The sequence below is a fragment of the Streptomyces sp. SID9727 genome, assembly GCF_010550605.1.
Classification (GTDB): domain Bacteria; phylum Actinomycetota; class Actinomycetes; order Streptomycetales; family Streptomycetaceae; genus Streptomyces.
In genome coordinates this window covers 38,994-63,524 of the sequence record NZ_JAAGNI010000261.1, presented here as the reverse complement: position 1 = coordinate 63,524, position 24,531 = coordinate 38,994, and the positions used below count along the sequence as shown (strand labels likewise).

Here is a 24,531-nt window from a genome sequence, read left to right as displayed (position 1 = left end):
CCGCTACAGCTGCTCCAGCGCCTCCCACACCCGGCCCGCCACCTCGTCGACGGAGAGCCCCGAGCAGTCGATGCGCCGCACCACCACCTCGCGTCCGGCGCCCGCCCCGCCCAGCCAGTCCAGCACCTCTCCGTAGCGCTGCCGGGTCGAGGAGAGGAAGGACACCGTCTCGTGCAGTTCGCTGCCGCCGGCGCGTTCCCCGATGCGCCGCAGCGCCTCCTGGACCGGCAGGTCGAGCAGCAGCACCGCATCGGGCGTCGTGACGCCCAGCCGCCGGCCGAGCTCGTGGTGGATCTCCGGCCCGGATCGCGTGCCCAGCCGCAGCAGTTCGGTGCCCAGCGGCCAGGGGTCGGTGCCGCCGGAGCACTCCCGCAGCCAATCGCGCACCGCGCGTGCCGCGCCGGGCTCCTGCTTGCGCCACCAGTTCTGCACGTCGTCGCCCGGTTCCTCGTCCCGCGCCAGGCGCGCGAACAACGGCAGGTACACCAGCGGGTCGATGAGCGGATGGCGGTCGGCCAGCAGGATCCGCCGGCCCGCCCCCGCCTGCCGTTCCGCCGGGCCGTACAGGCACAGCTGGAGGTAGAGCACCGCGACTTTGAGCTGTACGCGGCCCAGCGCGTCCGCCGCGGCGGACGCGCCGGCCAGTGCCAGGGAGAGTTCGGCGAAGGGGCTGTGCGGGTCGTCGTGGCACCGGATGGCGTGGACGACGCCCACCTCCCGCGTCTCGCGGATCCGGCGCAGCACCGTGGTCTTGCCCGTCCCGTCCGTGCCGACCAGGGCTGTGCGCACCTCACTCACCGTCCCGTGCCTGTTCGAGGGACCACAGGGCGAACGTCGTGTCCAGCACCCGTGGCAGGAAGTCGAACTCGCGCTGGCTGTGCCCGGCCGCGTACAACGCCAGCCGGGTCGTCATGAACTCCCGCAGCGCCAGCTGGTATCCGCGACGCCAGTCGCAGCCGGCGACCACGGCCGCCGCCTCTGGGGACACCGCGGCCACGGCCCGCGCGTGCAGGTCGAGCAGCCGGTCCACCTCGGCGGTGGTGGTCTCCGGCGGGAGGCAGAACGCGAGCAGTTCCACGACGTCCCGCTGCGGCACGCCGAGGGTGGCGAGTTCCCAGTCGTAGACGACCGGCTGTCCGTCCCGCAGGGCGATGTTGCGCGGATTGAAGTCGTTGTGGACCAGGCTGCGCGGCTGTTCCTGGAGTTCCTGCGTCCAGTAGCCGGCGTCCTCGACGATGCCGAGCATGATCTGCGCCCGTGAGGCGTCGAGCAGCAGCGGCGACTCCGCCGCGGCATGGCGTACCAGCGACTCCCACAGGTCCCCCGCCTTGGCCAGAGCGGTCGGCTCCGGCACCCGGTGCAGCCACCCCTCGGCGAGGAGTTGCCGGTCCCGGCCGAGCCAGTGGCCGTGGACCCGCGCGATGGCGGCCAGCGCCTGCTCGACCCGGTCGGGGGACCACGGCCGGTCGTCCCGGGGCAGCCGTTCCATCAGGACGACGTAGGCCTCGCGTTCCTCGTCCTCGAGTACGCCGTAGCAGCGCGGCAGGAGTCGGGTCAGTACGCTCTCGGGCCGCCGGTACACCGCCAGTTCGCGGCGGTGCGTATCGGTGAACTCGGTGTCGCCGCCCCAGCGGCTCCAGGCGCGGGCCACCTCGGGGCCGCACAGCGAGACCAGCATCGCGATGCCGGCGACGACCTCCTCGCCGCGCGGCTTGACCTTGGCCACCAGGTCGGCCGTGGTGGAGGAGCCGTCGCCGGAGGTCCAGCTCACGGTGAGCGGATGGAGTCCGGTCAGTTTGCGGCGCTCCCCCATCGCGCCGAGTTCGCTGGCGATGCCGTCGCCGTACAGCTGGGGTGCCCCGGTGACCTCGGTGACGTGCAGTCCGGGGTCGGCGAGTCCTTGCGCCAGTACCGGCTGGAGCAGCGCGGCGTTCAGATCGCCCGCCTGCAGCCAGTCGACCCGTCTGGCCCGGCCGAGCCTTTGGTGCGCCTCGGCGAACTGGCCGCTGACCACCGCGGCCATGGTCGAGATGTCGAGGGCGAGGGCGAACCCGGCGACGATCTCGGCGAACCTGCGGACCCCTCCGGCGCCCGCGCAGCCGAGGGTGGTGAGCAGATCGCGCTGGCCGGGCAGCGCGGTGCCGCCGCCGACGGTGCCCACCACCAGGTTGGGCAGCAGGATCGTGGCGATCAGCTCGTCACCGTCCAGCTCCAGAGAGAAGAGCGACACTCCCGACTCGTGGACGCACGCCACGTCCTGTCCGGTCGCCACGAAGAGCGCCGCGACCACGTTCGCCGCGTTGACCCCGTACCCGGTCATGCCGGCCTGCTGCGCCCCGAGGACCGTGGTGGTGTAGCACTTGACCATCGCCTCGGGGGTGGTCTTCAGGACGGACGCCACCGCCTCCCGGCTCAGCCGGGCCTCGGCGGTGACCCGGGTGCCGCGGCCGGCCAGCATGGATCCGGCCGTCACCTTCTTGTCGCCGCTGAGGTTGCCCTCCAGCAGCATGTTCCGCGGACGCAGCCCCTCTTCCAGGGCGAGTGCGTCAGTCAGCCAGCGACAGATCTGCCAGGTCGCCGCCGTCGTCATGTTCTGTCCTGCGGCGTCCGCGGTCTCGAAGGCGAAGCGCACGTGCAGGAAGCGGCCGATCTGGTACGGGTCGATGCCGACCAGCCGGGTGTGCCGGGACACCAGGCCCACCTGCTCCTCCAGCTGCCCGCGCTGCTCGTACAGCCAGGCGGTGAACCGCCGGGCAGTCGCGATGTCGGCGAACTCGAACGCGGGCGCCCTGGTCATCCGCTGCGAGAGGACCGACGTGACCACGCCCCCGGATGCGCTGATGGCGCGTGCGCCGCGGGACGCCGAGGCGACGAGTGCGCCCTCCGAGGTGGCGAACGGGGCCACGATGCTGCCGCGTGCGGTGTCCCCGGCGAACAGCAGTGGGCCGGCGAGGCCCACCGGCACCTCGACGGAGCCGATGAAGTTCTCCACGTTGCCGACCAGGTTCGGCGCGCTCAGCCCGGTCCTCTCCAGCGAGCCGAGCGCGGTGCCGCTGCGCTCGCGCCACCAGCTCAGCCGCTGCCGGCGGGCGTCCTCGGTGTACTGTCCCCGGCCGGGTATGGCATCGGTCATGCCGCGCTTCCTCTTCTCTTCCTTCTTCGTCCGGTCGCTCGCATGGGGGTGGTCAGCCGGAGTCGTCGGGCCGCGCGGAGACGATCCGCTGCCAGGCGTCCTCGGCGGGCAGGAAGACCCGGTCCTTGACCCGGGGCGGGCGCTGCCCGGCCCGTATGGTCCGTTCCCACTCGCGGTGGAAGGCGTCCGGATGGACCGTGACCACCTCGGCGGGGGCGATGGCCCCGTCCCGGCGGCCCGCCAGGTACCCGGCGCAGTGTTCCGACAGGCGGGAGTCGAGGGCCGCGGCCAGGGCGGGGACCGGTGGGCCCGCGAAGGCGACGGCGACGCGATAGCGCCCGGCGGCCCCGTTCGAAGCGGCGTCCAGGTGGTACGTCGCGTTGCGGATCTCCGCACCGGTGTCCTCGCAGGCGGCGCGCAGCGCCCGCAGGGCGGCGGCCTCGGTGAGGGTCTCTCCGGCGGCGGACCGCACCACGTTGCGTCCGGTGTACTCGATCCTGGGTGTGCGGCCGACCCGGCCGACCACCCGGACGACGTCCGTGACGGCGCACCGGTACATGCCGCCGACGTGGGTGAACACCAGGTGGTAGTCCTGGTCCTGTTCGAGTTCGGTGGGCAGCAGGGTGTCGCTGTCGGCACTGATCGGCCCGTCCGCCGGTACGAATTCGTACACGCACCCCGGTAGGTACAGGGGCGCGCCGCTGGGGTGGCGGTCGACCGGCACTCCGGCCGGTCCTTCGCAAGAGGCGATGGGGGCGGCGAACAGTTGGACGCCCGGCCCGTAGGTCTCCCGTACCCGGGGAAGGTAGAGCGAGGCGAGCGCGCTGTTCCACACCAGGATGGCGGACAGGCGCGGCCACAGATGGTAGGGGAGGACGGTGCCGAAGGTCCTGGCGTACCGCTCGATCTCGTCGGCGCGCGCCGGGTTGGGGGTGGTGTGCGGCTGTCCGTCCAGGGTGCCGGCCCTGATGTCCTCAACGAGCCTGGGCCAGAGCTGCGCCAGTTGGTAGGGCAGGCCGCTGATGATCGCCGGGTTGACGCCGATCACGGTCCTGATGTCCTGTTCGGCGGCGAGGCGCAGCTTGTAGTAGCTGCGGTCCCAGGGTCCGGCGTCGGCCAGTTCGTCGGGTATGCGGCTCCACGGGGCCGCGTTGCCGGGGCCGACCGCGGAGTCCTCGCCGAACTGGCGGTAGTCGAGCTGGCTGGTGCCGAGGTGCGGCTGTCCGTTGCGGGCCCTGGCGACCGGCGCGGAGGGGTCCTGCCACAGGTTCAGCACCCCGTCCGATCCGGCCAGCGCCTGCGGCAGGGTGTGCAGCAGCGGGGCGAAGGCGGCGTGGTAGAAGGGCAGGAACGTCTGCTGCATATAGGCGCGGGTGACGGGGATGTGCTTCTCCCGGCCGGTGCTGCCGCTCGACGAGAAGTAGGCGACCGGGGCGTCGTCGGTCAGCACCTTCGGTTCGCCGTCCATGGTCCGCCCGATCCAGGGCATCAGGGCCTCGTGGGTGCGGATCGGCACTGCCTTGCGCAGGTCGGCGAGGGTGCGGACGGCGCCGAGACCGTGTTCGCGGCCGAAGGCGGTGTCCGCGTTCTGGTCCAGGATCGTGCCGAGGAGTTCGCTCTGCACCTCCTCCGGACGGTCCAGGCTCGCCAGCAGCCGACGGTGTTCCGCGAGGATTCGTTCGCGCTGCATTCAGTTGGTTCCTTCGAGTCGGTTCGGGGTCAACAAGCCGTACAGCCGGAGGTGTTCGGGCTCCGTGCGGCTGGGGACGATCCGCGTCTGGACGTGGTCGGCACGGGCGGGAGCGAGGTCGTCGCGGAACTCGGCGGCGTCCAGGGTCTGCCGGTGCTCGACCCTGAGCGCGTCGCCGGGTCGCAGCAGGCCGCGCAGGGCCGCCTCCGCGATGAGGTGGTGTACGTGGACCAGGTACTCGCCGGTGCTGACACCGCCGACCGCCACCACCATGTCCACGACGCGTCCCGACGGTGTTCCCGGCAGGCGCACCGTCAGCGGCCCGTCCGCCACCTCCACCGGCACCGGCCCGTGGAAGGCGCGCAGCAACCGGGAGAGGGGTTGCAGGGCGCTGCGGCGGGCCGGCCCGTACCAGGCGCACCGGGCGTCGTCGGTGGCCTGCCGGTACGGGTGCAGGGCGGCCACCGTGGCGGGGTGGCCCGCGAGGAACACCGTTCTGGTGAACGACCGGTACCAGCCCTCGCGGGCGTCGTCCGGCAGTGTCAGGGCGAAGCCGGCGGCCCCGGCGATGAACGTCTCCACATCGAGGTCGGCCACCACCACCGCGACCCCGAGCCCCCAGCGGACCGGTCCTTCACCCAGCCCGTCGCGCACCGCGTCCACGCGCAGCTGTGCGGCGGCGGCGAGCAGTTCACCGTCCGGCGTCCGCTCCCGTTGGCGGGTCGCGCTCATGTGTAGATCGTCCGGAGTGCGGCGGCCGACAGGGCGGCGCGCTTCCCCTGCATGGCTGCGGTCAGCCGGTAGGGGTCGACATAGCCCTGCCGGGTCCTCAGCCGCGCCAGGGCTGCCGTCAGGTGCCGGCCGCCCGGGTCTCCCTTGTCCGGGTCCCCCCAGTCCGCGTCCACGCGCGACTCGTCCAGCATCCTGGCGGCTCGGCCCACGCACCGGCGCAGCAGCTGCATTCGGAACGGCTGGCCGGAGCGCCGGTGGAGCGCCCCCGCGAAGTACAGCCGCATGCCGAGCCGGTACGCGGCGTGATCGGTGGTGCCGGGGGTGGCGGAGAGCTCGGAGAGCGTCACCCCGCTCCAGCCGCCGTAACGGCTGGAGCGGACCGTCCCGTTGACGGGTACCCGGCTGAGGCCCACCCGGGTCACGGCGGCTCCGAACTCGGTCAGCACGCGGTCCAGCAGCAGGTAGTCGGAGGTGAGTTCCTCGTCGTGGACGAGCAGGAAGCGCCGGCCCTCGCGGATCATCGGAACGAGCTCGCGCAGAATGGGCAGCAGGTAGTTGGCGTGCCCGGCGCTGCTGACCAGCTGTCGCAGCGGCATGCCCCAGCGGGGGCCGTCGAGGTAGACGGGGCCGCCGAAGCGCCGGTGGTCGATGAGCATGCCTCGGTCGGCCAGCGCCCGAGTCATCGCCTGTGCCGTGGTGGCCAGCGGGCGGTCCACGCCGAGGCCCAGGTCACCGACGCCCAGCAGGTCCAGCTCGGCTCGCCACAGTTCCAGCATGCGCAGGCCCGAGGGGTGGATCCACCCGTCCTGGTCGGCGCGGGCCAGATAGGCGGCGAGCGCCCGCGGGTCGGCCGCCCGGTGCTCCGCGTGGAAGCGGAGGTAGCGCGCGCCGATCCCCGCCTCCGATTCCGCGCTCCAGTCGGTGTCCGGTTCGGTCAGGTCGAGATACCGCCAGAAGGCCGTCGACTGGGTGGTGACCGTCGCCATGCGGTTGTTCCAGACCAGTTGGACGCCGGTGAGCCGGGAGCTCGCCTTGACGAGCAGATCGGTCCAGAGCAGGCCTTTCACATGGGTGGGGGTGAGTGGCTTGGTCGGGGTGATCGTCACCGGCGCCACCACTAATTCGGTGACTTCGGCGACTTCGGTGAACACGGAACGCACCACGAAAAAGCCTTTCCCCCATGCCGATATGCGAATTGTTCTCACATAGAGAAACGCATTGCAAAAAATGCCCGCAGGCGCCCACCCTGCACCGCGCCGGTCGAACGTGTCAACGGAGTTTCGAACGGAGCCGCCGGGACGCCGGGGCAGGACCAACGGCGTGAAGAAGAATGTCTCGCGGGCGCGGGTGAACCCCGCCGGCACCGTTCGGAATGGCCGGCGAACCGCAACGAGTTCTGCGCGCCTTCGCGCAGGACTCCTTCGAAGACACCGCGGACCGCTATGCCTTTTCCGTCGCAAATGACCCGGGAAACGCGTGCCGCCCGCTCCCGGCGACGCGCTCCTCACGACAGAAGCGCATCAACTCCGCATGCCCGCGAGTTCTCGTAGCCGGGCCGGTGGTGATGTGCGGCGGCGTCGAACAGTTGCGGCGTTTCCGACATATCACCTTCGCCCACCAGGCGGTAGTAGTGGCGCGCGGTTTCCACCGGGGATTCACCGCTGTGCGGCTCGTGCGCGTGCTGGGACATGTCCCCCTCTGCAGTGTTCTGTCGTCGCACGGCCCGGAAAGGGGCGGCATGCGGACATTTTCTCGGGCCACCGGGAAACGGCACCGCAAGGCATGGGCCGTCGGTCGAGGACAGCCCTTAGCCACCCACCCTGCTTGGCCGCGGCGATCCAGGCAAGGGTTACCGGGGATCCGGTGGAGATTTGATCCCGTCCCCCTCGCACCGACTCGAACTGGCCTGGAAATACGGCGGGTTGCCCTGTATGATCATGGCCAGCCAAAGCCGGGCGCCTCCGGGAGGCATGCAGTGGTACGGCAAGAGACCCGGCATGGTCGCGTCCGCCGGTCGCCATGCGGCGGTACACCCGTTCACGCCAGGTCTCGGTCGAGGCGCCCCTCCTTCGCAACCGTACGCCGCCCGGCGAGGCATCCGGCTGTGTCCTCACGGTGGACGAGGACGACACCGGGGCCGTCCGTCCTGGCAACTGCCGCACGAACCAGGCGGGTACGACCACTGCCGACGGGGTGACGGCTGAGCAGACGGCAGTCCCCCTCTCCCTGGGCCGGGCCCGGCCCGGACCCGCCACCGACCGTTCCCTGCGCCCCGGACTCCCCCGGGTTTCCACAACTCGACGAGGACGGGAGGCAGTCGGCGGCACCCAACGGGGCGGCGCGGCGGCTGGTGCCCTTCCGCGGCGAGCCGCTGGACGTGGTGCTGCCCGCGCCATGGTCCACACGTCACCCGCCGCGCCGGTGCCTGCTGGTGCGCCTGCTCGGCACCACTGAGACCACCGTCCACGTCACCGCGGAGCCCGTCGCACCGGCCGACGCGATCATCCGCTCCCAGTCGGTCGGCCGGACGCTGCCGGGGTGGGCGGTGTCGATCACTCACCGAACTGCAGCCCCGAGAGCTACCAGCGGTGACAACGCGTCAGTTACGCGACAACTTCCCACGCCGACCGGCTCATCGATCTCATCCGTGGACTGGCCGAGGAGGCCGCGACGACGGCACAGGTCGCCTTTCGCCAATCCGGGCGCATAAGTCGTGAACGGAAGGTGGGCGCGCCGGGGTCGCGGAGACCCCGGCGTCCCGTCACTCACCGGACGGCATGGGCAGGCGTACGGACCCGGGGCTTCACTATCGTGGCGACGATCAGACCCTCGGCGACCAGCCAGCTGCCGGTGAACTCGCCTCCCGGCACCTCCGGCGCGGGGACCAGCAGCTTCGCGTGGAAGGTGTTGCCGCTTTCGATCGTGATGTCGGCCTGGTCGAAGCCCAGCCAGCTACCGGCCAGCGGGAACCAGGCCTTGTAGACCGACTCCTTCATGGTGAACAGCAGCCGGTCCCAACAGACTTCGGGGAACTCCGCCCGGAGACCGGCCAGCCGCTCCACCTCGGAGGGCAGCGCGATGGTGCTCACCACCCTGGCCGGCAGTGGAAGGTGCGGCTCAGCATCGATCCCGATGCTGAGCACCTCGTCCGCCCGGCCGACGACGGCCGCCCGGTAGCCCGCGCAGTGCGTCAGACTGCCGACGATTCCGTCGGGCCAGCGGGGCTCACCGCGCTCGCCGCGGAGAATCGGCGTCGGAGGAATGCCGAGCTCGGCCAGGGCCCGGCGTGCGCACCACCGGGCGGTGACGAACTCCTGGCGACGCCCGCTCGCGAACCCCTCTGCCGCCGCCACTTCCGCGCCCAACAGCTGGGCGGTCGGGGGGTCGATGAAGGACTCGACGGCGGCGACCGACGGGGGCAGTAACTTCTCGATCACATCGGCATCGTAGCCTCCTGCGCCGTCGACCATCCTGATCTCGTCGACTCCGCACCGCACTTCAGCCTGTTCCTCAGCCTCCGACTCGGTCGGTACGCCACGCTTCGAGTGATGGCAGGGCGCGAGGGCTTCCACGTGCTGCTGAACTCTGCGGGGAGCGGCGGAAGTCCAGTGGGAGGGCCGTGGGACGAGCGCGGTGGCGCAGTCGGCGGGCGGGAGCCCGGCCGATGCCAACAACGCCCGTGATAAATACACCTAGGCCAACGCATCGGCGTCGTCGGCGCGCTTCCCCTCGACCACATCGGCCGCCCGCGGTTCCACCGTCTCCTCGCGCCCCGGGCGGACCCGGGCCGACACCACCAGGTACAGCACCGCCAGCAGGAACACCACGATCGCCGTCCACACATTGAGTCGCAGCCCCAGAACGTGGTGCGCCTCGTCGACCCGCAAGGCCTCGATCCAGACCCGCCCGGCACAGTACGCGGCCACGTACCACGCGAACGCGCGCCCGTGGCCGAGCTTGAACTTGCGGTCCACGAAGATCACCAGAAGGGCGACACCACCGCACCACAGCGACTCGTAGAGGAACGTGGGGTGAAACGTGCCGTCGTCGATGCCGTTGTCGATCCGCAGCGCCCACGGCACATCGGTGGCCCTGCCGTACAGTTCCTGGTTGAACCAGTTCCCCCACCGGCCGATCGCCTGCGCGACAGCGATTCCCGGGGCAAGTGTGTCCGCGTACGCCAGCAGAGAGACGCCGTGCCGGCGGCAGCCGATCCAGGCGCCCACCGCGCCGAGCGCGATGGCGCCCCAGATACCGAGGCCGCCGTGCCAGATCTTGAAGGCGTCGACCCAGTTCTTGCCTTCGCCGAAGTACTGCTCATAGGCGGTGACCACGTGGTAAAGACGCCCGCCGACGAGCCCGAAGGGGACTGCCCAGATGGCGATGTCGGCAACGGTGCCCGGCTGTCCTCCGCGCGCCTGCCATCGCTTGTTGCTCAGCCAGATGCCGACAAAAATTCCAGCGATAATGCAAAGCGCGTAGCCTCGGAGCGGAAAAGGTCCGATATGAATCTCACCAGCGGAAGGGCTAGGCAGAAAAGATAACCTCATGGCGCTGGAGAGTAGCCTCCCGGGCATGCCGGGTCAAGGCGTCCCCTTTCCCCGCACCTTTCCGTCATCGAGCTCAACATATCACTCTCAGGCTTTCCGCTCCCGGAATTCTCACTCCTCGGCCTTTTCGTCTCGATCGAGCCGTCCAGGTCGATGCCGCGGAAGCCGGGCCAGATCGCCGGCGCACCTCGCGAACCACCGCGGTGTCGGCGACGTCAGCGACGTCGAAAACGAGCCAGTTCGGATCCGGATGCAGCCGATGACTTCCCCCTGGAGGGGGGTGGCGGCCGGAACTCACGGTCGACCAGGTAGCCCGAAGCACCACCGACCACTACGTCGACCTGGCCCCGACACAAACTCGTCGGGAACCTCGATCCAGGATGAACACACCCTGCATGAACAACGTCGATCCTGCCTTTCGGCATCAGGTATCCGGGGCCCCTTTACCGTTCGTCATGGTGGTGGCGCCTGATGTGCAGCTGTTTGAAAAGGCGGAAAGTATGACGGTGGGGTTCATAGCTGTCTCGCGACCACACGGCCCCGGAGCCATGAAGCACGCGACCGGGAACTGCCCGTTACGGGCCTGCCCCGTCCCCCGTGCGGGCCGATGACGCCTGCCGGTTCGCCCTTGCGGGCAGGGACATCGCGCCCCCGATGGGGATGGCCCGATGGGGTGCGAACTCCCTCTGCCGCTGCGGCAGATACCGACCTTGATACCGGACGACACTGCCATGCTGCCCCCTGCGCCGGGCAAGGGTTTGCCCACCACAAGGGGTGAGATTCAGCCAACCGAACCACTCATGGAGGAAGGTAGGTCAAGACTGCATAAATGCTGCATCTTGCCGCTGTTCGACCCGTTGATCCCTGGGTCAGCGGGTGCCGTTTCTCCGAGTTCAACCTTTTCCGCCCCACCCGGCCGCATCCGGATCTTGTCGGAAAACGACGCCCTGCCGGGAAACAGATGCACCGCCATCATCGCCATCCGCTGGATTTTCCCCGCGTGCAGCCCTATTTGGGCAGTGACCTTCGGGATACCCAACGAAATGACCGGACTCCTGACCCAGGAAATCGAGAAATGGGCGATGACCACTGTCACCGCGCCGAGCCGCCGATCACGCCCTGCGAATATCCGCCTGGCGAGGCGGCCATTCGGACGGCTGGCGCACCAACGGCGTCAGCGAGTGCACCGACGACGAATCCCGCACCGAAATAAGCAGGTTGGGGATGCGGCGACCGCCCCGCTCGAAACGAAATCCCTGCTCGGACGGTACCTCAATCCAGCAGCTTGAACATCGGAACGAGCGTCCAGACGGATCGGAGAGCGCCATTGCAGCGTCGAGATATCACCCTCACGCCCGCACCGCACATGACGCAGACCCGCTGAACCTGCAGGTCAGGCGCCCTTGGCGACAGGCTTCAAAATCGCCACGCACTCCACATGATGCGTCATCGGAAAGATGTACCAATGAGGGCCGGCCGACAAAGACCCAGGTCAGAGGTAATATTGCTCGTCATGCAAGGCTCCTCGTGGGAGTCCATGCGTCAAACGTGCGTCACGATGTCCTGGCATAAGCCCGGCTGCTGCAGACCTCGACACGTCTCACGCCTCGCGAGCAGCAAAGCCTCGCACTAGGTCTGCCAGTGTTCCGCCCAGAGGGCGCAGTCTGACCCTGCTCTGCCTGCCGCAGGGAACGTGCACTTGGACGCACGGCCCAGCTGCCTGCCCCGGATCGCGTTGCCGGTGGGGCTCAGGCGAATCTCCTACGCCACTCCGGCCTCAGTAAGGAAGCGGCTCGCCGTGCCACTCCACGACACATGCAGTCGGTCCCGTGCACGTGTGCAGGCGACGAAGAGCAGGCAGCGCTCGGCCGTCAGATCGGTGTGGTGCTGAATGGGGTCGAGTTCCATTGGAGTAATGGCCCCCGGGTACGGGAGCACCCCTTCACGGACCCCAACGGCCGCCACACAGCGGAACTCCAATCCTTTGAGGGAATGCATCGTCCCCACCCGGACGCCCTCAGAGTCGGTCCTCCCCTCCTTTCGTAGCCGTACCGCGGGGATCCCCGCGTCCTGCAGCCGTCTTATGACTCTGTGCACGATCTTGTTGAAACGGGCGGCCACCGCGATGTCGGACAGCTCAACCCCGCTGTCGACCCACTCCCTGATACGCAGCACCAGTTCGGCCAATTCACTGTCCGTGTCAGCCGCCGCGCAGATAGTCGGGCGTGTGCCGCGAAGTGAGGATTGGACGCCGGCCAGCGTGTCCACACCACCGTCCTCCAGTTGTTCGACAGGCCGGCCGTCCAGAAGCGCCATCGCCCAGGTGAGGATCTCCTGCGTACTGCGGTAGTTCTTGCGCATGCGCGCGGAGCGGCCGGTCACAGGGATCCCCAGCGACTTCAGGGACACCTTGGTGTCGTAGATGCGCTGATGTGGGTCACCCGCGATGAACAGATCGTCAGGGCGAGCGGGCACCACAGCGCGCAGCAGCCTCCACTGGGCGGGGTGCAGATCCTGCGCCTCGTCGACGACGACATGTCGGTAGAGCACACCGGTCTCCGCAACACGCAGCGCCGCCTCGTCACACACACCCAGATGCGTACGCGCGAAGCGCTTGTCGAGCGCGAACCGGAACGCCTCTACTGCCTTCCAGACCTCGTGCCGTCGAGCGGCGGGAAGTCTGGAGCCTCGGCCGCCCCTGGACGCCTCTCGGTAGGCGTCAAGCGAGCGCAGGCCCTGCGCGAGGATGACGTGCTTGTACTCCTGGGCCAGGAACTGGCCGCTCCATGACAGGCCGAGCTGCGCGCTGATGTCTTCCCAGAGAGCCGATTCCTGGGCTCCGTCAAGGTATTCGCGCTGCTCGCCGTCACGCGATTCGACTATCTCCCGTGCCAGGGCGTTGACCGTCGACACCTCTACCCGGTCGCGCAGCTCCTCGTCATCGATCAGCTGGCCCAGAGCCTCACGCAACGCCGAAGTGAGTGCCCCCGTGTACGTGGTGAGCAGGATGCGTTCGCCGTCCCGCAGATGCCCCAGCAGGTGCTTCACCCGATGGAGCGCCACTACCGTCTTCCCCGTGCCCGGTCCGCCGGTCACCTGTGCAGGCCCCGAGTAACTCGGCCGGTAGGCCATGTGCCGCTGGGACGGGTGCAGGAAGATCCGCCATGCGGCGAACGGCTTGTCAAGGATGTCGGACAGTTCGAGTGGTCCACTCACCAGGGCGATTCGGGCCGGGGTGCTACGGATTGCCCCAGCTAGGTCCGTCCGGTTCACCGGCAGCCCGCCGCTCGGAGCCCGCAAGGCGACGAATTCGCCCCATACGGTCTGCACGCTCAGCCCCTCGGCGAGGAATTGCAGCACCTGCCACTGATCCTCCGGCATCAAGGGAGCGAAGGCACGGAGCTGCTCCTTGGAGGTCAGAGAACGTGCAGCGCGCAGCACGTCGTCCTCGATACCGAGACCGCGAAGATCTCCGTCCGTGTGACGGGCGAAGAGAGGTTCTGCATCGGCGCTTGCTGCCTCTGCCTCCCATACCGGCACCAACTGTTCGACCGTGACGACATCACGGATCTCCAGTCCGTGAGTCACCGCGTTGACGCTCGGCACCTGCTTGGCGGCCCAGGCATAGGCGTCGTCGTGCGCCATGACGCGGAGCAGCAGGAAGTCCTCACCGCTGTCGGGCGCGAGTACGACCCCACGGTAGAACTTGTCGATTCGGCATGTGTAAATGTGCTTATTCCTAGCCCCCTTGGGCTGTTTGAAGTCAAGACCGGCATCCGACCAGAGCTGTTTGAGCGTCAGCTGATGGAACTTCAGAGCCGTTTTCACGGCCCCGGACCGCGCCTTGGAGTCGAGTTTCCCGAACTCGTCCAGGAATCGGACCGAGAGTGCCAGTTGCGCCAAAAGAAGCTCCCTTGATCAGTTCCTGCGCGTGGCTCGGCCAGTGCCGGTGGTCCGCGAGGTGCGCAGCCGGATACGCACGAGCGCATCCCTCACCTGGACGGTCTCCGGTGCTTCCGCGCCGTACTCGGTCATCAGGTCCCGGTAGAGTGGCATCAGCACCTCGACCGCCTCCCGCAGCCGATCGACTGCCTGAAGCAACAGGCCGACGTGCCGGCGTACCTCAAGGACATCCGGGTCGCTGTCCGGCAAGCCCCGCTTCATTTGTTCCAGTACGCCCTCGAATTCGGCCAGCGCACCCTCACTGTCACCGAGCTCCATCCGGCAGAAGGCGGCCTGCCTGCGGCAGTACAGGGCGTCCTCGCCTCGTCCAGGGCCTGCGGCCTCCAGGACCTCGACAAGGGCCTCGTACTCCGGCAGCGCCCTCCCGTAGTCGTCGTCAAAGAACAGCGCGAGCGCATGGACCAGACGGAGACTGACCATCAGCGGTTCGGAGGTGCTGCGGACCGCGGCGGCGCGGGCAAGGACGTCTTCCAGCATCCCGGACGCCTGGGAGAACCGCTCTTCCTCGACGAGTGCCGCCGCATGCCCGCGGGCTTGTTGCAGTTCCTCATCGGGCACGGCGGGGGCGGCGGGTCGCAGTAGTGAATCCAGTGCGGTCGGCGTGTAGACAACCTTCTCGGCCGGCCGGGGGCGGGGTGCCAGCGGACGGCGATAGGGGCCCGTGGGGTCGGCGGCTCCGTCGGCCCGCTGCTCCGTAGTCCGTTCGGGGGAAGGCGCGGGGAGGAAGGGCACCAGGCGGTCGTAGACATCCTGAGCGGAGTCGGGTCGCCGGTGAGGCACTTTTGCCAACAGGTCGAGAACGAGCTGCTCCAGTGCCGGGTCCACCTCGGAGCGCAACTCGCACAGCGGCGTCGGCGCCCGGTACATGTGATCCTCCATCAACTGGAACTCCGCCTCGGCCGTAAACGGCGGCTTACCGGCGAGCAGCTCATGGAGGATGCAGCCCAGCGCGTAGAGGTCGCTGCGCGGACTGACCGCGGCCGCCTGAATCTGCTCGGGCGACATGTAGCGGCGTGTGCCGATGATGTGACCGGTGGAGGTCAGCTTGGTGACGTCGGTACCGAGCACCGCCGCGACCCCGAAGTCGAGGACCTTCACGGTGCCGTCAGCGGCGACCATGATATTGTCCGGCTTCAGGTCTCTGTGCACGACTGGCACGGCGTGCGCGTACGAGAGCACCGAGCAGACTTGCGCGGCAACGGATACCGCCCAGACGACCGGCAGAGTTCCGGGCTGGGTGAGGATGTCGGTAAGCAGTGAACCGCGCACCAACTGCATCACCATGTACACGCCGTCCGCTGCGCGATCGAGCACCGCGTCATGGACCGCGGGCACCCCGGGATGGTCGAACTTGGCCGTGACCCGGGCCTCCCGCTTGAAACGCTCCGCCAGTTCCTCCGCGTCCGGCCCCGGAATGGTCAGATCCCGGCGAATGAGCTTGATCGCCACATCACGGTTCAAGACCGGGTCGTAGCCGAGCCAGACTTGCCCCATCCCACCGGAGCTGATCCTGGTCCGCAGCTCATAGCGTTCGGCGATGACCCGTACGTCTTGCGCCACCTGCGCCGTCCTCCCCCTACTCCGTGATCATGTGTGCCCAGTGTGGCGTGTACAGCCGCAGACCGTCCACGGATAACGGGAGTTGCCATGAACGGTCCGCGTCACCTACGGCGGTTTCAGGCCGCGTCGTCCATTCCCAGCTCGCGGCGCAACATGCGGAAGGCATGCCGTCGCAGGTCGCGCTTGATCGACTCTCGGTGCTCGCGATCGTTATGGAAGTAGTGGTCCCCCAGTTCGCGTACTGAATCGATGTGCCGCATCATCTCGGCGTCCAAGACCGGGTCGATGACATGCTTGAAACCGTCCTCATCGTCCTGCGCGGCGGACCGCCGCACCTTTTCGTCGGCCATCACCGCCCGTAGCGGCACGATGAAGTCTTCCTCGGTGAAGTCGGTCCCGAACCTCTCGTTGAACCGGTCGATCACCACGGCCAGCGGAGACTTGTCGGGCTCCGCCGTGCCGCCGGCGCCGCTGCCGAAGCCCTTGAGCTCGGCCGCGCCCTCCGGAGTGAGGCTCACATTGACCGTCCCTACCTTCTCCAGCCGTACGGCCGCGAGCTGGGTCTCCCCTAGGTCGACTGCGCCACCCGCGCGAGGCGGCAATCTGCGCAGCAAATGCTGGCTGAAGAGGTGCAGCCGCTCCAGGTCGATATCGATGTACGGCACAATCTGCGCGAGGAAGCTGTACTTGCGCACATAGTCGGCAAGGTCTGCCCGGAACTGCTCGGCGCTCTCGCGCTGGGCCGGCTCCTCGCTGTCCTTGAGCGCGATAAACCTGTCACGGGCGGGATCCGTGTGACGCAAGAGCTCCGCGTGCAACTTCTCCCAGCGAGTGTCATCACCGGCCGCCGTGTCCTGCGCCCTGAGGTACTCGGCCGCGAAGTTCTGCATCTCGTCGACGACCAGGATCGGCGGGTCCATCACCTGATGCTGCGCGTCGTAGACGAGGTTGGGGTCGGTGGGAAGGGTCTGGGCCTCTTCGAAGAACGGCCGGAACTCTCCTTGGATGTCGTAGGCGTTGTTCGCGAAGTCCAGGACACACAGGTCCTGCTGGTCCTTGAGCGGATGCGTGCGGTTGAGGCGAGAGAGCGTCTGTACGGCGGCGACGCCCTTCAGCTTTTTGTCCACATACATCGTGGTCAGCAGCGGCTGGTCGAATCCCGTCTGGTACTTGTCCGCGACAACCAGGATGCGATATTCGCGCTGCCGCCCAGCGGGCGTTCCCTTCTTGTCATCGGCCGCGGTATACGCGAACCGCTTACGCAGTTCGCCCTCCGGGAAGCCGTTGATCTTTGCCTCGGTGACCTCCTCCTCGTCTTCCTTGAGCGAACCGGAGAAGGCCACGAGGACCCCGGGGTCCGGGTAACCGCTGTCATCGAAATACTGGACGATCTGCCGGTACAACTGAAGTGCGCCATACCGCGACCGGCACACCACCATGGCCTTAGCCCGGCCTCCGAGCCGCCTGCGGGTGTGGCTCATGAAGTGCTCGGCGATCACCCTGGCCCGCTGCACGGCCGTCTCGGTGTGACCATGCGCTGTCAGGGCTAGCAGCGCATTGGCCTTCTTCTTGTCGACCTCACGCTCCGCTTGCCGCGGGTCTTTGTTGACCATCTGCCAGTACGTCTCGTACGTCACGTACTGGCACAGCGGGTCGAGGATGAATCCCTCCTCGATCGCCTGACGCATGGAATACGTGTGGAAGGGCTGGTACTTGCCCGTCAGCGGGTTGAGGACGCCGAAGAGTTTCAGCGTCTTGTGCTTGGGCGTGGCAGTGAACGCGAAGTAGGAGAGGTTCGCACTCTGGCCACGGGCGCGGGCGGATGCGGCAAGCCGGTCATCGGTGGTGGGCTCCGCCGCTTCGGCTTCCGCCTCCGCCGCCCCAGTCTCTTCGTCGTCGGCGTCGAGGCCGAGATCCCGCAGTGCCTTCTTGACGTCGGTGGCGGCTTCACCCGACTGGGAGGAGTGCGCTTCGTCCACGATGATCGCGAAGCGGCTGCCGCTTATCTCGACGGGCGCCTTGCGAAGATAGGCAAGTAGCGCGGGGAAGGTCTGGAGGGTGACGATGAGGATCTTCGCCGTCTCCTGTGCGAGCGCCTCCGCCAGCTGGGACGACTTGGAGCCGCCTTTGCCTCCGATACCGAGGACAAGGCCGTTGGTCTGCTGGAAGTCCCCAATGGTTTCCTGCAGCTGGTCGTCGAGGACAGTACGGTCCGTAATCACCAGCACCTTGTCGAAGACCGCCTCGTGGCGGGCGTCGTGCAGATCGGAGAGCCGGTGGGCGAGCCAGGCAATGGTGTTCGACTTGCCGGACCCGGCGGAGTGCATGACAAGGTAGTTGTGTCCCACCCCATGCCTGGCAGCATGCGCGGTCAACTCCCTCACGGCATGCCACTGGTGGAAACGCGGGAAGATCAGCTTCTTGACGGTGCTGCCGTCGTCCTTCTTCTCCGTGCTCTGGTGGATGTACCGCTCGATCAGGTCCAGCCAGGTGTCCGGGTGCCAGATCAGCTCCCAGAGGTACGAAGTCCGGTACGTGCCGGCGGGTGCGTCGTCGGCGATCGCCGGGTTACCGGCACCACCGCGGCTTCCGGGGCCGTCGGAGCCTGTGTTGAAGGGGAGGAAGACGGTGTCTTTCCCCCGCAGCTTGGTGGTGAGGAACACGGCGTCGGGGTCGACGGCGAAGTGCACGAGGGCGCGCTTGGCGAACAGCGGCTCCCGGTGATCCCGGGTCGTCCGGTACTGGTGCATCGCCTCGGCGGTACCGGTACCGGTGAGGGGGTTCTTCAACTCGGCCGTGGCGACGGGGATGCCGTTGACGAAGAGGGTGAGGTCGGGCTTGTTGCCCTCGTCGGGGCCGGTCACTCCGTTCGCGCGGCGGGTGGCGTAGACGAGATCGCTGACGACCGTGAGCCGGTTCTTGCCGTACGAGGCGAGGGCACCGGGGTCGATCGTCTGCGACGGCTTGAAGTAGGCGAGGTCGAAGTGGATGCCGTGCGCCTTGACGCCCTTGCGGAGGGTCTGGAGGGTGCCGCGCTTGTCGATCCACTTGGCGAGGTGGTCGGCGAAGGCACGCTGGGCGGCGTCGGGGTCGTTGTTGTAGTAGCCGGCGTAGTTCAGCCACGCCTTGTTCTGGGTGGCCCCGATGAAGGTGAAGAGTTGCGCGGTGTCGAGGGCGAGGTCGCGGCGGTATTCGGAGTTCAGGCCCTGCTTCCAGCCGTGGGCGAGGATGCGCTCGATAATGGCGACACGGAAGGCCTCTTCATGGTGAACCTTGTGCTGAGGTCCTCTCGGGCTGGCGTTGGCGAATGGATTGGTCGGACTCACGGAACTCGCACCCCCCGTGCGGTGGTTACGTCGATTTGACCGGTTACTGCGGCGGTGATGAGGGCTCGGCGGCGTTCAGCGAGCACGATCGCATGCCGTTCCGTCTTCTCACGCAGTGCCCGGTGCACAGCAATTTCATCCTGAATCTTGGCCGCCAGACGCTTCTGATCCGATCGCGGCGGACATGGAACCATGACGCGTTTCAAATCCCAGATGTTGATGCCCTTGATAGTCGCACCGGTTACCCTCGACTGGATCTGCCCAGTCACCACAGGAGACCCGAGAGCCAACCTAAGCCAATCGTGATCAACGTCTCCCCGAATTGTAATCCGCGCGGCATCCTGAGTGAGATTTGATCCAGCGAGTTCCTGTGGAACGACGGCAACCTCCCCAACACTTCCACGAATCGCAATCACGAGATCATCCCCTTGAAGCCGAGATCGCGCATACGCGGATTCAATCTTCCGTGTCGTCCTGTTCAGACTAGTCAGATTAAGACGATTCCCCGCGACGTCGCCCCCCTTGACGATCGGAACTCCGTCGTCGACATTAGGCCCAGGCAGGACGATCCCGTACATAATGGGACGCATCTGATCGGTTAGATGCATGAGAGGGACCCACCCCCAACCATCCGGCAGCGCGTCACCAACCTCCGTGACATCAGAATTCAACACGCGCCCAAGCAATGATGCCTCACGTTCATCAACATCGCGCGCGAACTGGCGAAGTTTATCCAACAGAATCGAAGATCGATCCGATTCAATATCAAGGAAGTCCGCGATTACCCTCTGCCGCGACAGCGATGGAAGTGGGATCGGGGCGTCTCCAAGGCGATCTCGATTCAACTCGATCTGATTCGTCGCCCCCACCACCAGCGCCGCATAAATATATTCCTGAAATGGAATGGAAGCAAGCCAGTAGTAGAGAAATCGGGAGTCCATTTTGGCGGGAATGACCCGAGCCACAGTCACATGGGTGTCCGCCATGCAGGGCGCCCCATCCGGATGGCCTTGAAAGTAGCCAATTCGCCCCAGGGTGCCAGTCCCGGTTGAGTTGATCAGGACGTCCCCGGGCAACAAGTAGCCCTTCAGTCCGCGAGGATCACCCGAGAAATCGTGAAATCGGGTCCGAGCCCAGTCCAACCCTCCAGGCTGATTAGCGGCCTGACTAATGGCGCGTACCGGGCCTTCGTCGACGTAGACCGGAGCAGACCCCCGGTTCAGCAGGGACGTGACGCGCTTCAGGCGGGAAGCAGCCCAGCCCTCCGGCAGGACAGTTCCAAGTACCTCAGTCACTTCGTCACCTGCCCAAGGAGTCGCTGAATCTCGGCCTCCAGCGACGCCAACTCCTCGTCAATCTCCTCCAACGGCCTAGGCGGCGCATACACATAGAACTGCCGCGTAAACGGGATCTCGTATCCGATCTTCGTCTTCGAGTGGTCCACCCACGCGTCCGGCACGTGAGGCAACACCTCGCGCTTCGTGAACGCCTCGATGTCCTCCTCCAGCGGCACGTTCTCGTTGTCCCGCAACTCAGGATCCGGCTCCGGGTGCGGGTCGCCCTTCTTGAGGTACTGCTTCTCACCCTCGGGGTCGCGCACCCCCACAACATCCCGCAGCGCCTTCTGGAACGGCTTGCCCGTCGGCATCAGCAGGCCCGCCGGCACAAGGCACTGACAGATCACGTCCCACGCCTCGGCCTTCGTCGCCCATTGCTCGCCCACGAGCGACTTCAGGGCATCCGCGAACGCCCCCGCATCCACTGCCTTGTCGATGGCCGCCGAAGCTCGGAGTGCGGCCAGCGTCTCCTCCGTCACCTCGAAGCGGAGCTTCAGCGGCCGCTCCACGGTGATCCGTTGGTAGCCGAACTCCTTCGTGTCGAAGATCTTCACGTTGTCCGGCAACGACTGCTCAGGGTCGGCGGCCGTAGCCACCGCCTCCTTATACACGTCTGTCACCGCTGCGATCTGCGCATCGGAGATGACCTTGCGCTTGTCGCCCAGCGACTTCCGCATCTTCGTCCACTGGTCGCGTGCATCCAGCAGGATGACCTTGCCTTTGAGGCTCGAGGGCTTCCGGTTCGAGAGGATCCAGAAGTACGTGGAGATCCCGGTGTTGTAGAAGAGCTGGTCCGGCAGGGCAACAATGGCCTCCAGCAGGTCCTCTTCCTCTAGGATCCACCGTCGGATGTCGGACTCACCAGAACCCGCCCCTCCACTGAACAGCGGCGATCCGTTGAAGACGATCGCGATACGACTTCCGCCCTCGAACCCGCCCTTTCCGTCGGGAACCACGGGCTTCATCTTCGAGATCATGTGCTGAAGGAAGAGGAAGGAACCGTCACTGATCCTTGGCAGCCCCGCGTGGAACCGGCCCCCGGTTCTCGCGTCCTGCTCGACCTCCCTCTTCACTTTCTTCCACTCCACGCCAAACGGCGGGTTGGCTACCAGGTAGTCGAACTTCTCCCCCCGGTGGCCGTCCTGCGTAAAGGAGTTCCCATACTTGATGTTCTCGGGTTCCTGATCCTTGATGAGGAGGTCGGACTGGCAGATGGCATGCGACTCGGGGTTGAGTTCCTGGCCGAAGAGCGCGACCGTAACGTGCGGCGCCTGGCGCTTAATGTGCTCCTGGGTCTCGCTGAGAATGCCGCCCGTCCCGCAGGCTGGGTCAAGGACCCTCCTGGTCTTTCCCCCTCCCAGCGCCTCTTCATCCGGGGCCAGCAGCAGGTTCACCATCAGCCGGACGACCTCACGCGGGGTGAAGTGCTCACCAGCCGGGTTGTCTTCGGAGAACTTACGGATGAGCTCTTCGAAGATGTAGCCCATCTGATGGTTGTCGATGCCGTCCTTGTCATCCGGCCCCTTCGGCAGCCGCAAATCAATCTTGGCAAATGCCCCGACAACCTGATATAGCAGCCCTTTATCCTGAAGGTCGGAGATGTGCTGCTCGAAGTTATACCTGTCCAGGATCTCCCGGGCGTTCTCGGAGAAGGCACCGTAGTACTGCTTCAGCAGCGTCATCGCCTGAGAGGGGTCTTTGGCGATGAGCTTGAACGTGAGCTCACTCGTGTTGTAGAAGCGGTGCCCGGCGACCTCGCGGAGCTTCACCTCCCGGAATGCCAGCTGACGCCCTCGCGCCTCAAGCTCCACGACCTCCTTGAGCACATCGCTCTTCGTCGGCTCCAGTACACAGTCCAGTCGCCGCAGCACGGTGAACGGCAGAATGATCTTCCCGTAGTCATGCGCCCGAAAGTCCCCGCGCAGCAAGTCGGCAACCTTCCAGATGAAGTTGATCATCTCCGAGTGCCTGCTGTGGTCCTGATCCACCGGTTGTCCTTCCGGGCCGCGAGAGCGGCGTTTACGTCAGTGCGGTACGTGCGGTCAGTGTGTCGTGTGTGCGGGTTGGCCCGCATGCAATCAAGCCGGTGGCGGCGGTTGGAAAGCGCCTGCCGTGAGCGCGGCCCGCAACTGCGCGGCTGTCTGCTCACCTTGGAGCATCGCCCTGTGCAACACAGTCGTGAAGGTGTGCAACCGCAGGAATGCCGACCCGTACGATCGCTGCTCCTCAAGCGGCAGCAGCGGGACCTGCAGCCTGCGCGCGTCCACCCGGACGATCGACGTCCCCTGGCTCGCCCGTTGCACATTGGCCGGATCCGCGAGAAAGCCGGCGAGGAACCACGGATCCAGCCGAGCCGTGTCCGGACGCAGCAGATGCAGGTTCCGGCCGAGCAGTGCCCCGGCGTCGGCTTCGTCCACGACCCGCGCGACGGTCTTGCCCGCGGACAGCAGGGTCCCAGGAATGATCACGTCCCCGGTCTGGATGCGTACCGCGTCCTCGTCTGCTACCGCCCCGCGCCCGGAAGGCGAGCGCCTCTCGTTCACGTCCGCTGCGGTGAGCACGGGATGGTCGCCGTTCGAATCCCCGCTGCCCGCCGCCTTGGGCCTCAGCAGGGCCAGCGCACCCGTGCGGATCAGATCGGCAAGCGGGACCAGCGTCCACGGTGCGCCCGTACGAGAGACTCCCCACTCCTCTCTCGGGGCGAGCGTCGACGCCTCCAACAGCACAGAACCAAGGCTGTTGCGGCGACCGCTCAGGGTGCGACGGAGCTCGTCCACTTGCGGCCGTTCGGACGGGCTCGCGAGCCGTGGCGCCGGGGTGAGGTCAACCGTGTCGTCGAGCAGGTCCGTGACCGGGACAGCGCGGTACACACCCGGCATGGCCGGGCACTTCTCCGGGGTAGTGAGCAGTTCCCGGTAGGTGACCATAGGCCGCCCGCCCCGGCCCTTGACGTCCGGCAACGACCGGCAGTTCATGAACAGCACGTGCCCGGCGCCGGCGTCTGAGTCACCACCCGGTCGTCGCAGTACCCACAGATGCAACCCGATATGCGCCGGCGGGGCGGCCCCGGCGGGCAGTGCGAGTACGGCACGCAGCGCGCCACGCCGTACGAGCTCGGCCCGGATCCGCCGCCCCGTCCCCCGGGACGCGACGGACGGCGGCAGCAGCATGACCACCGCCCCGCCCGGCCGTACCCGGGACAGACAGTGCTGCACCCAGGCCAGCTCGGACTCGGACCGGGAGGGCAGGCCGTACTCCCAGCGCGAGTCGTACGCCAACTCGTCTGCGCCCCAGTCGCGATCGTTGTACGGCGGGTGGCACACGACTGCGTCGAACTCCCCGCCCGTATGGCGGGACTGGGCAAGCGCGTCCTCGGCGTCGACGGAGCAGTACCCCGTGCCGCCCAGCCCGAGTGAGAGTCGGGCGGCGGCCAATTGGGCCAGGTGCAGATCCCTGTCCTGGCCGTCGAGCTGCGTAGCCCCCCGGACACGGGCCGCCTCCAGCAAGACCCCCGTCCCGCACGCCGGGTCGAGTACAGTCGTCAGGGCGTCGTCGGGCGACGCTGCTCTGGCCAGCGTGGCCATGAAACCGGCCACCGCCTCCGGGGTCCCCGACCCACGCCCCCGCGACTCGCCCGCGTAGCGGTCGAGCAGGTCTGACAGGACCTCGTCCGGTGCCTGTCGTGCCGCCGCAGCCGCAAGCTCGCGCATCAGCGATGTGGAACGCAGTACTGAGAGGGGTTCCGGCATGTCCTGAAGTGCCGGACCGATGTCGCCGCCGACGCTGTCGCCGAGTCCGTCATACAGGTCTGCCCCTTCGGCAAAGGGAACGTAGTGCGTCTCCGGTGACGACTGACCTTCGCGCTCCAGAAAAACGAGGAAGAGGGCGGCCCGCGCCATCGCCTCGGTGAGCCCCGGCCCCTCGGCCTCCCTCAGCAGCTCACGCCACAGCTGCTGCGCCTCGGTGAACTGCGGGAGACGGCCGTGCTCGGCCAGCCACTCCTCCACGTCCTCCAGGCTGAAGGTGGGGCGCGCCTCCGTGCCACCGATGGGAGCGGGGAAGTCGGGGTGGCGGCGCCGCCAGTTGGTCACGGTCGCGCGGCCGACATCCGCAATACGGGCGATGTCGGAGGTACTCACCGTGGTCGGTGCGGCCACCAGCAGGCCCCTTCCTCTTCATGGAACACGCAGGAACAATACACCACGGCGAAGTGCCGTTTGACAATGCTTTCACGCACTGT

15 protein-coding genes and 1 pseudogene are annotated in these 24,531 nt (G+C 67.3%); all 16 read right to left on the bottom strand.

What is annotated here, in order from left to right:
* Positions 1 to 3 precede the first annotated feature (3 nt).
* Entirely contained in the window at positions 4 to 789 is a 786-nt protein-coding gene (locus G3I41_RS37675; RefSeq protein WP_164401054.1) for a hypothetical protein, read from the bottom strand.
* Between the two features lies 1 nt (position 790).
* A complete protein-coding gene (locus tag G3I41_RS16945; protein ID WP_164401053.1) occupies positions 791 to 3,133 on the bottom strand; it encodes a phosphotransferase in 2,343 nt (780 codons plus the stop codon).
* Between the two features lie 52 nt (positions 3,134 to 3,185).
* Positions 3,186 to 4,823: a GH3 auxin-responsive promoter family protein gene (locus G3I41_RS16940; RefSeq protein ID WP_164401052.1), complete on the bottom strand. Its 1,638-nt coding sequence runs from the start codon at positions 4,821 to 4,823 to the stop codon at positions 3,186 to 3,188.
* Positions 4,824 to 5,555 (bottom strand): DUF6182 family protein, encoded by a 732-nt coding sequence (locus G3I41_RS16935; protein WP_164401051.1) that lies wholly within the window; start codon positions 5,553 to 5,555, stop codon positions 4,824 to 4,826.
* Positions 5,552 to 6,706 (bottom strand): hypothetical protein, encoded by a 1,155-nt coding sequence (locus G3I41_RS16930; RefSeq protein ID WP_164401050.1) that lies wholly within the window; start codon positions 6,704 to 6,706, stop codon positions 5,552 to 5,554. Before G3I41_RS16930 ends, G3I41_RS16935 begins: the two co-directional genes overlap by 4 nt.
* Before the next feature lie 353 nt (positions 6,707 to 7,059).
* Positions 7,060 to 7,245 carry a hypothetical protein gene (locus G3I41_RS16925; RefSeq protein ID WP_164401049.1) on the bottom strand — a complete coding sequence of 62 codons (186 nt, stop codon included), beginning with the start codon at positions 7,243 to 7,245 and terminating at the stop codon, positions 7,060 to 7,062.
* A 716-nt stretch (positions 7,246 to 7,961) separates the two neighbouring features.
* The gene (locus tag G3I41_RS16920) at positions 7,962 to 8,111 is read right to left on the bottom strand and encodes a hypothetical protein (RefSeq protein ID WP_164401048.1); all 150 of its coding nucleotides are present in this window, start codon (positions 8,109 to 8,111) and stop codon (positions 7,962 to 7,964) included.
* A 209-nt stretch (positions 8,112 to 8,320) separates the two neighbouring features.
* Positions 8,321 to 8,992, bottom strand: a complete 672-nt coding sequence (locus G3I41_RS16915; protein WP_164401047.1) for a 4'-phosphopantetheinyl transferase superfamily protein — start codon at positions 8,990 to 8,992, stop codon at positions 8,321 to 8,323.
* A gap of 312 nt (positions 8,993 to 9,304) precedes the next feature.
* Positions 9,305 to 10,105: pseudogene (lgt, locus tag G3I41_RS16910) on the bottom strand (prolipoprotein diacylglyceryl transferase); the annotation flags it as partial.
* 781 nt (positions 10,106 to 10,886) lie between these two features.
* Positions 10,887 to 11,201 carry a hypothetical protein gene (locus tag G3I41_RS16905; RefSeq protein WP_164401045.1) on the bottom strand — a complete coding sequence of 105 codons (315 nt, stop codon included), beginning with the start codon at positions 11,199 to 11,201 and terminating at the stop codon, positions 10,887 to 10,889.
* A gap of 665 nt (positions 11,202 to 11,866) precedes the next feature.
* On the bottom strand, positions 11,867 to 14,008 hold the full coding sequence (locus tag G3I41_RS16900; RefSeq protein ID WP_164401044.1) for a UvrD-helicase domain-containing protein: 2,142 nt from the start codon (positions 14,006 to 14,008) through the stop codon (positions 11,867 to 11,869).
* A 15-nt stretch (positions 14,009 to 14,023) separates the two neighbouring features.
* Positions 14,024 to 15,628 carry a serine/threonine-protein kinase gene (locus G3I41_RS16895; protein ID WP_343242147.1) on the bottom strand — a complete coding sequence of 535 codons (1,605 nt, stop codon included), beginning with the start codon at positions 15,626 to 15,628 and terminating at the stop codon, positions 14,024 to 14,026.
* Between the two features lie 116 nt (positions 15,629 to 15,744).
* Positions 15,745 to 18,954, bottom strand: coding sequence for a DEAD/DEAH box helicase family protein (locus tag G3I41_RS16890; protein WP_343242146.1), 3,210 nt, complete (start codon positions 18,952 to 18,954; stop codon positions 15,745 to 15,747).
* On the bottom strand, positions 18,951 to 20,249 hold the full coding sequence (locus tag G3I41_RS16885; protein WP_164401043.1) for a restriction endonuclease subunit S: 1,299 nt from the start codon (positions 20,247 to 20,249) through the stop codon (positions 18,951 to 18,953). The genes G3I41_RS16890 and G3I41_RS16885 overlap by 4 nt, the downstream gene beginning before the upstream one ends.
* On the bottom strand, positions 20,246 to 22,249 hold the full coding sequence (locus G3I41_RS16880) for a class I SAM-dependent DNA methyltransferase (protein WP_164401094.1): 2,004 nt from the start codon (positions 22,247 to 22,249) through the stop codon (positions 20,246 to 20,248). The genes G3I41_RS16885 and G3I41_RS16880 overlap by 4 nt, the downstream gene beginning before the upstream one ends.
* A gap of 120 nt (positions 22,250 to 22,369) precedes the next feature.
* Positions 22,370 to 24,448, bottom strand: coding sequence for an N-6 DNA methylase (locus G3I41_RS16875; protein WP_164401042.1), 2,079 nt, complete (start codon positions 24,446 to 24,448; stop codon positions 22,370 to 22,372).
* Positions 24,449 to 24,531: the final 83 nt, after the last annotated feature.

Bases quoted from the DNA above. Each gene is read 5' to 3' on its own strand.
- G3I41_RS16925 (WP_164401049.1), bottom strand. From the start codon at position 7,245: ATGTCCCAGCACGCGCACGAGCCGCACAGCGGTGAATCCCCGGTGGAA.
- G3I41_RS16940 (WP_164401052.1), bottom strand. From the start codon at position 4,823: ATGCAGCGCGAACGAATCCTCGCGGAACACCGTCGGCTGCTGGCGAGC.
- G3I41_RS16935 (WP_164401051.1), bottom strand. From the start codon at position 5,555: ATGAGCGCGACCCGCCAACGGGAGCGGACGCCGGACGGTGAACTGCTC.
- G3I41_RS16945 (WP_164401053.1), bottom strand. From the start codon at position 3,133: ATGACCGATGCCATACCCGGCCGGGGACAGTACACCGAGGACGCCCGC.
- G3I41_RS16880 (WP_164401094.1), bottom strand. From the start codon at position 22,249: ATGATCAACTTCATCTGGAAGGTTGCCGACTTGCTGCGCGGGGACTTT.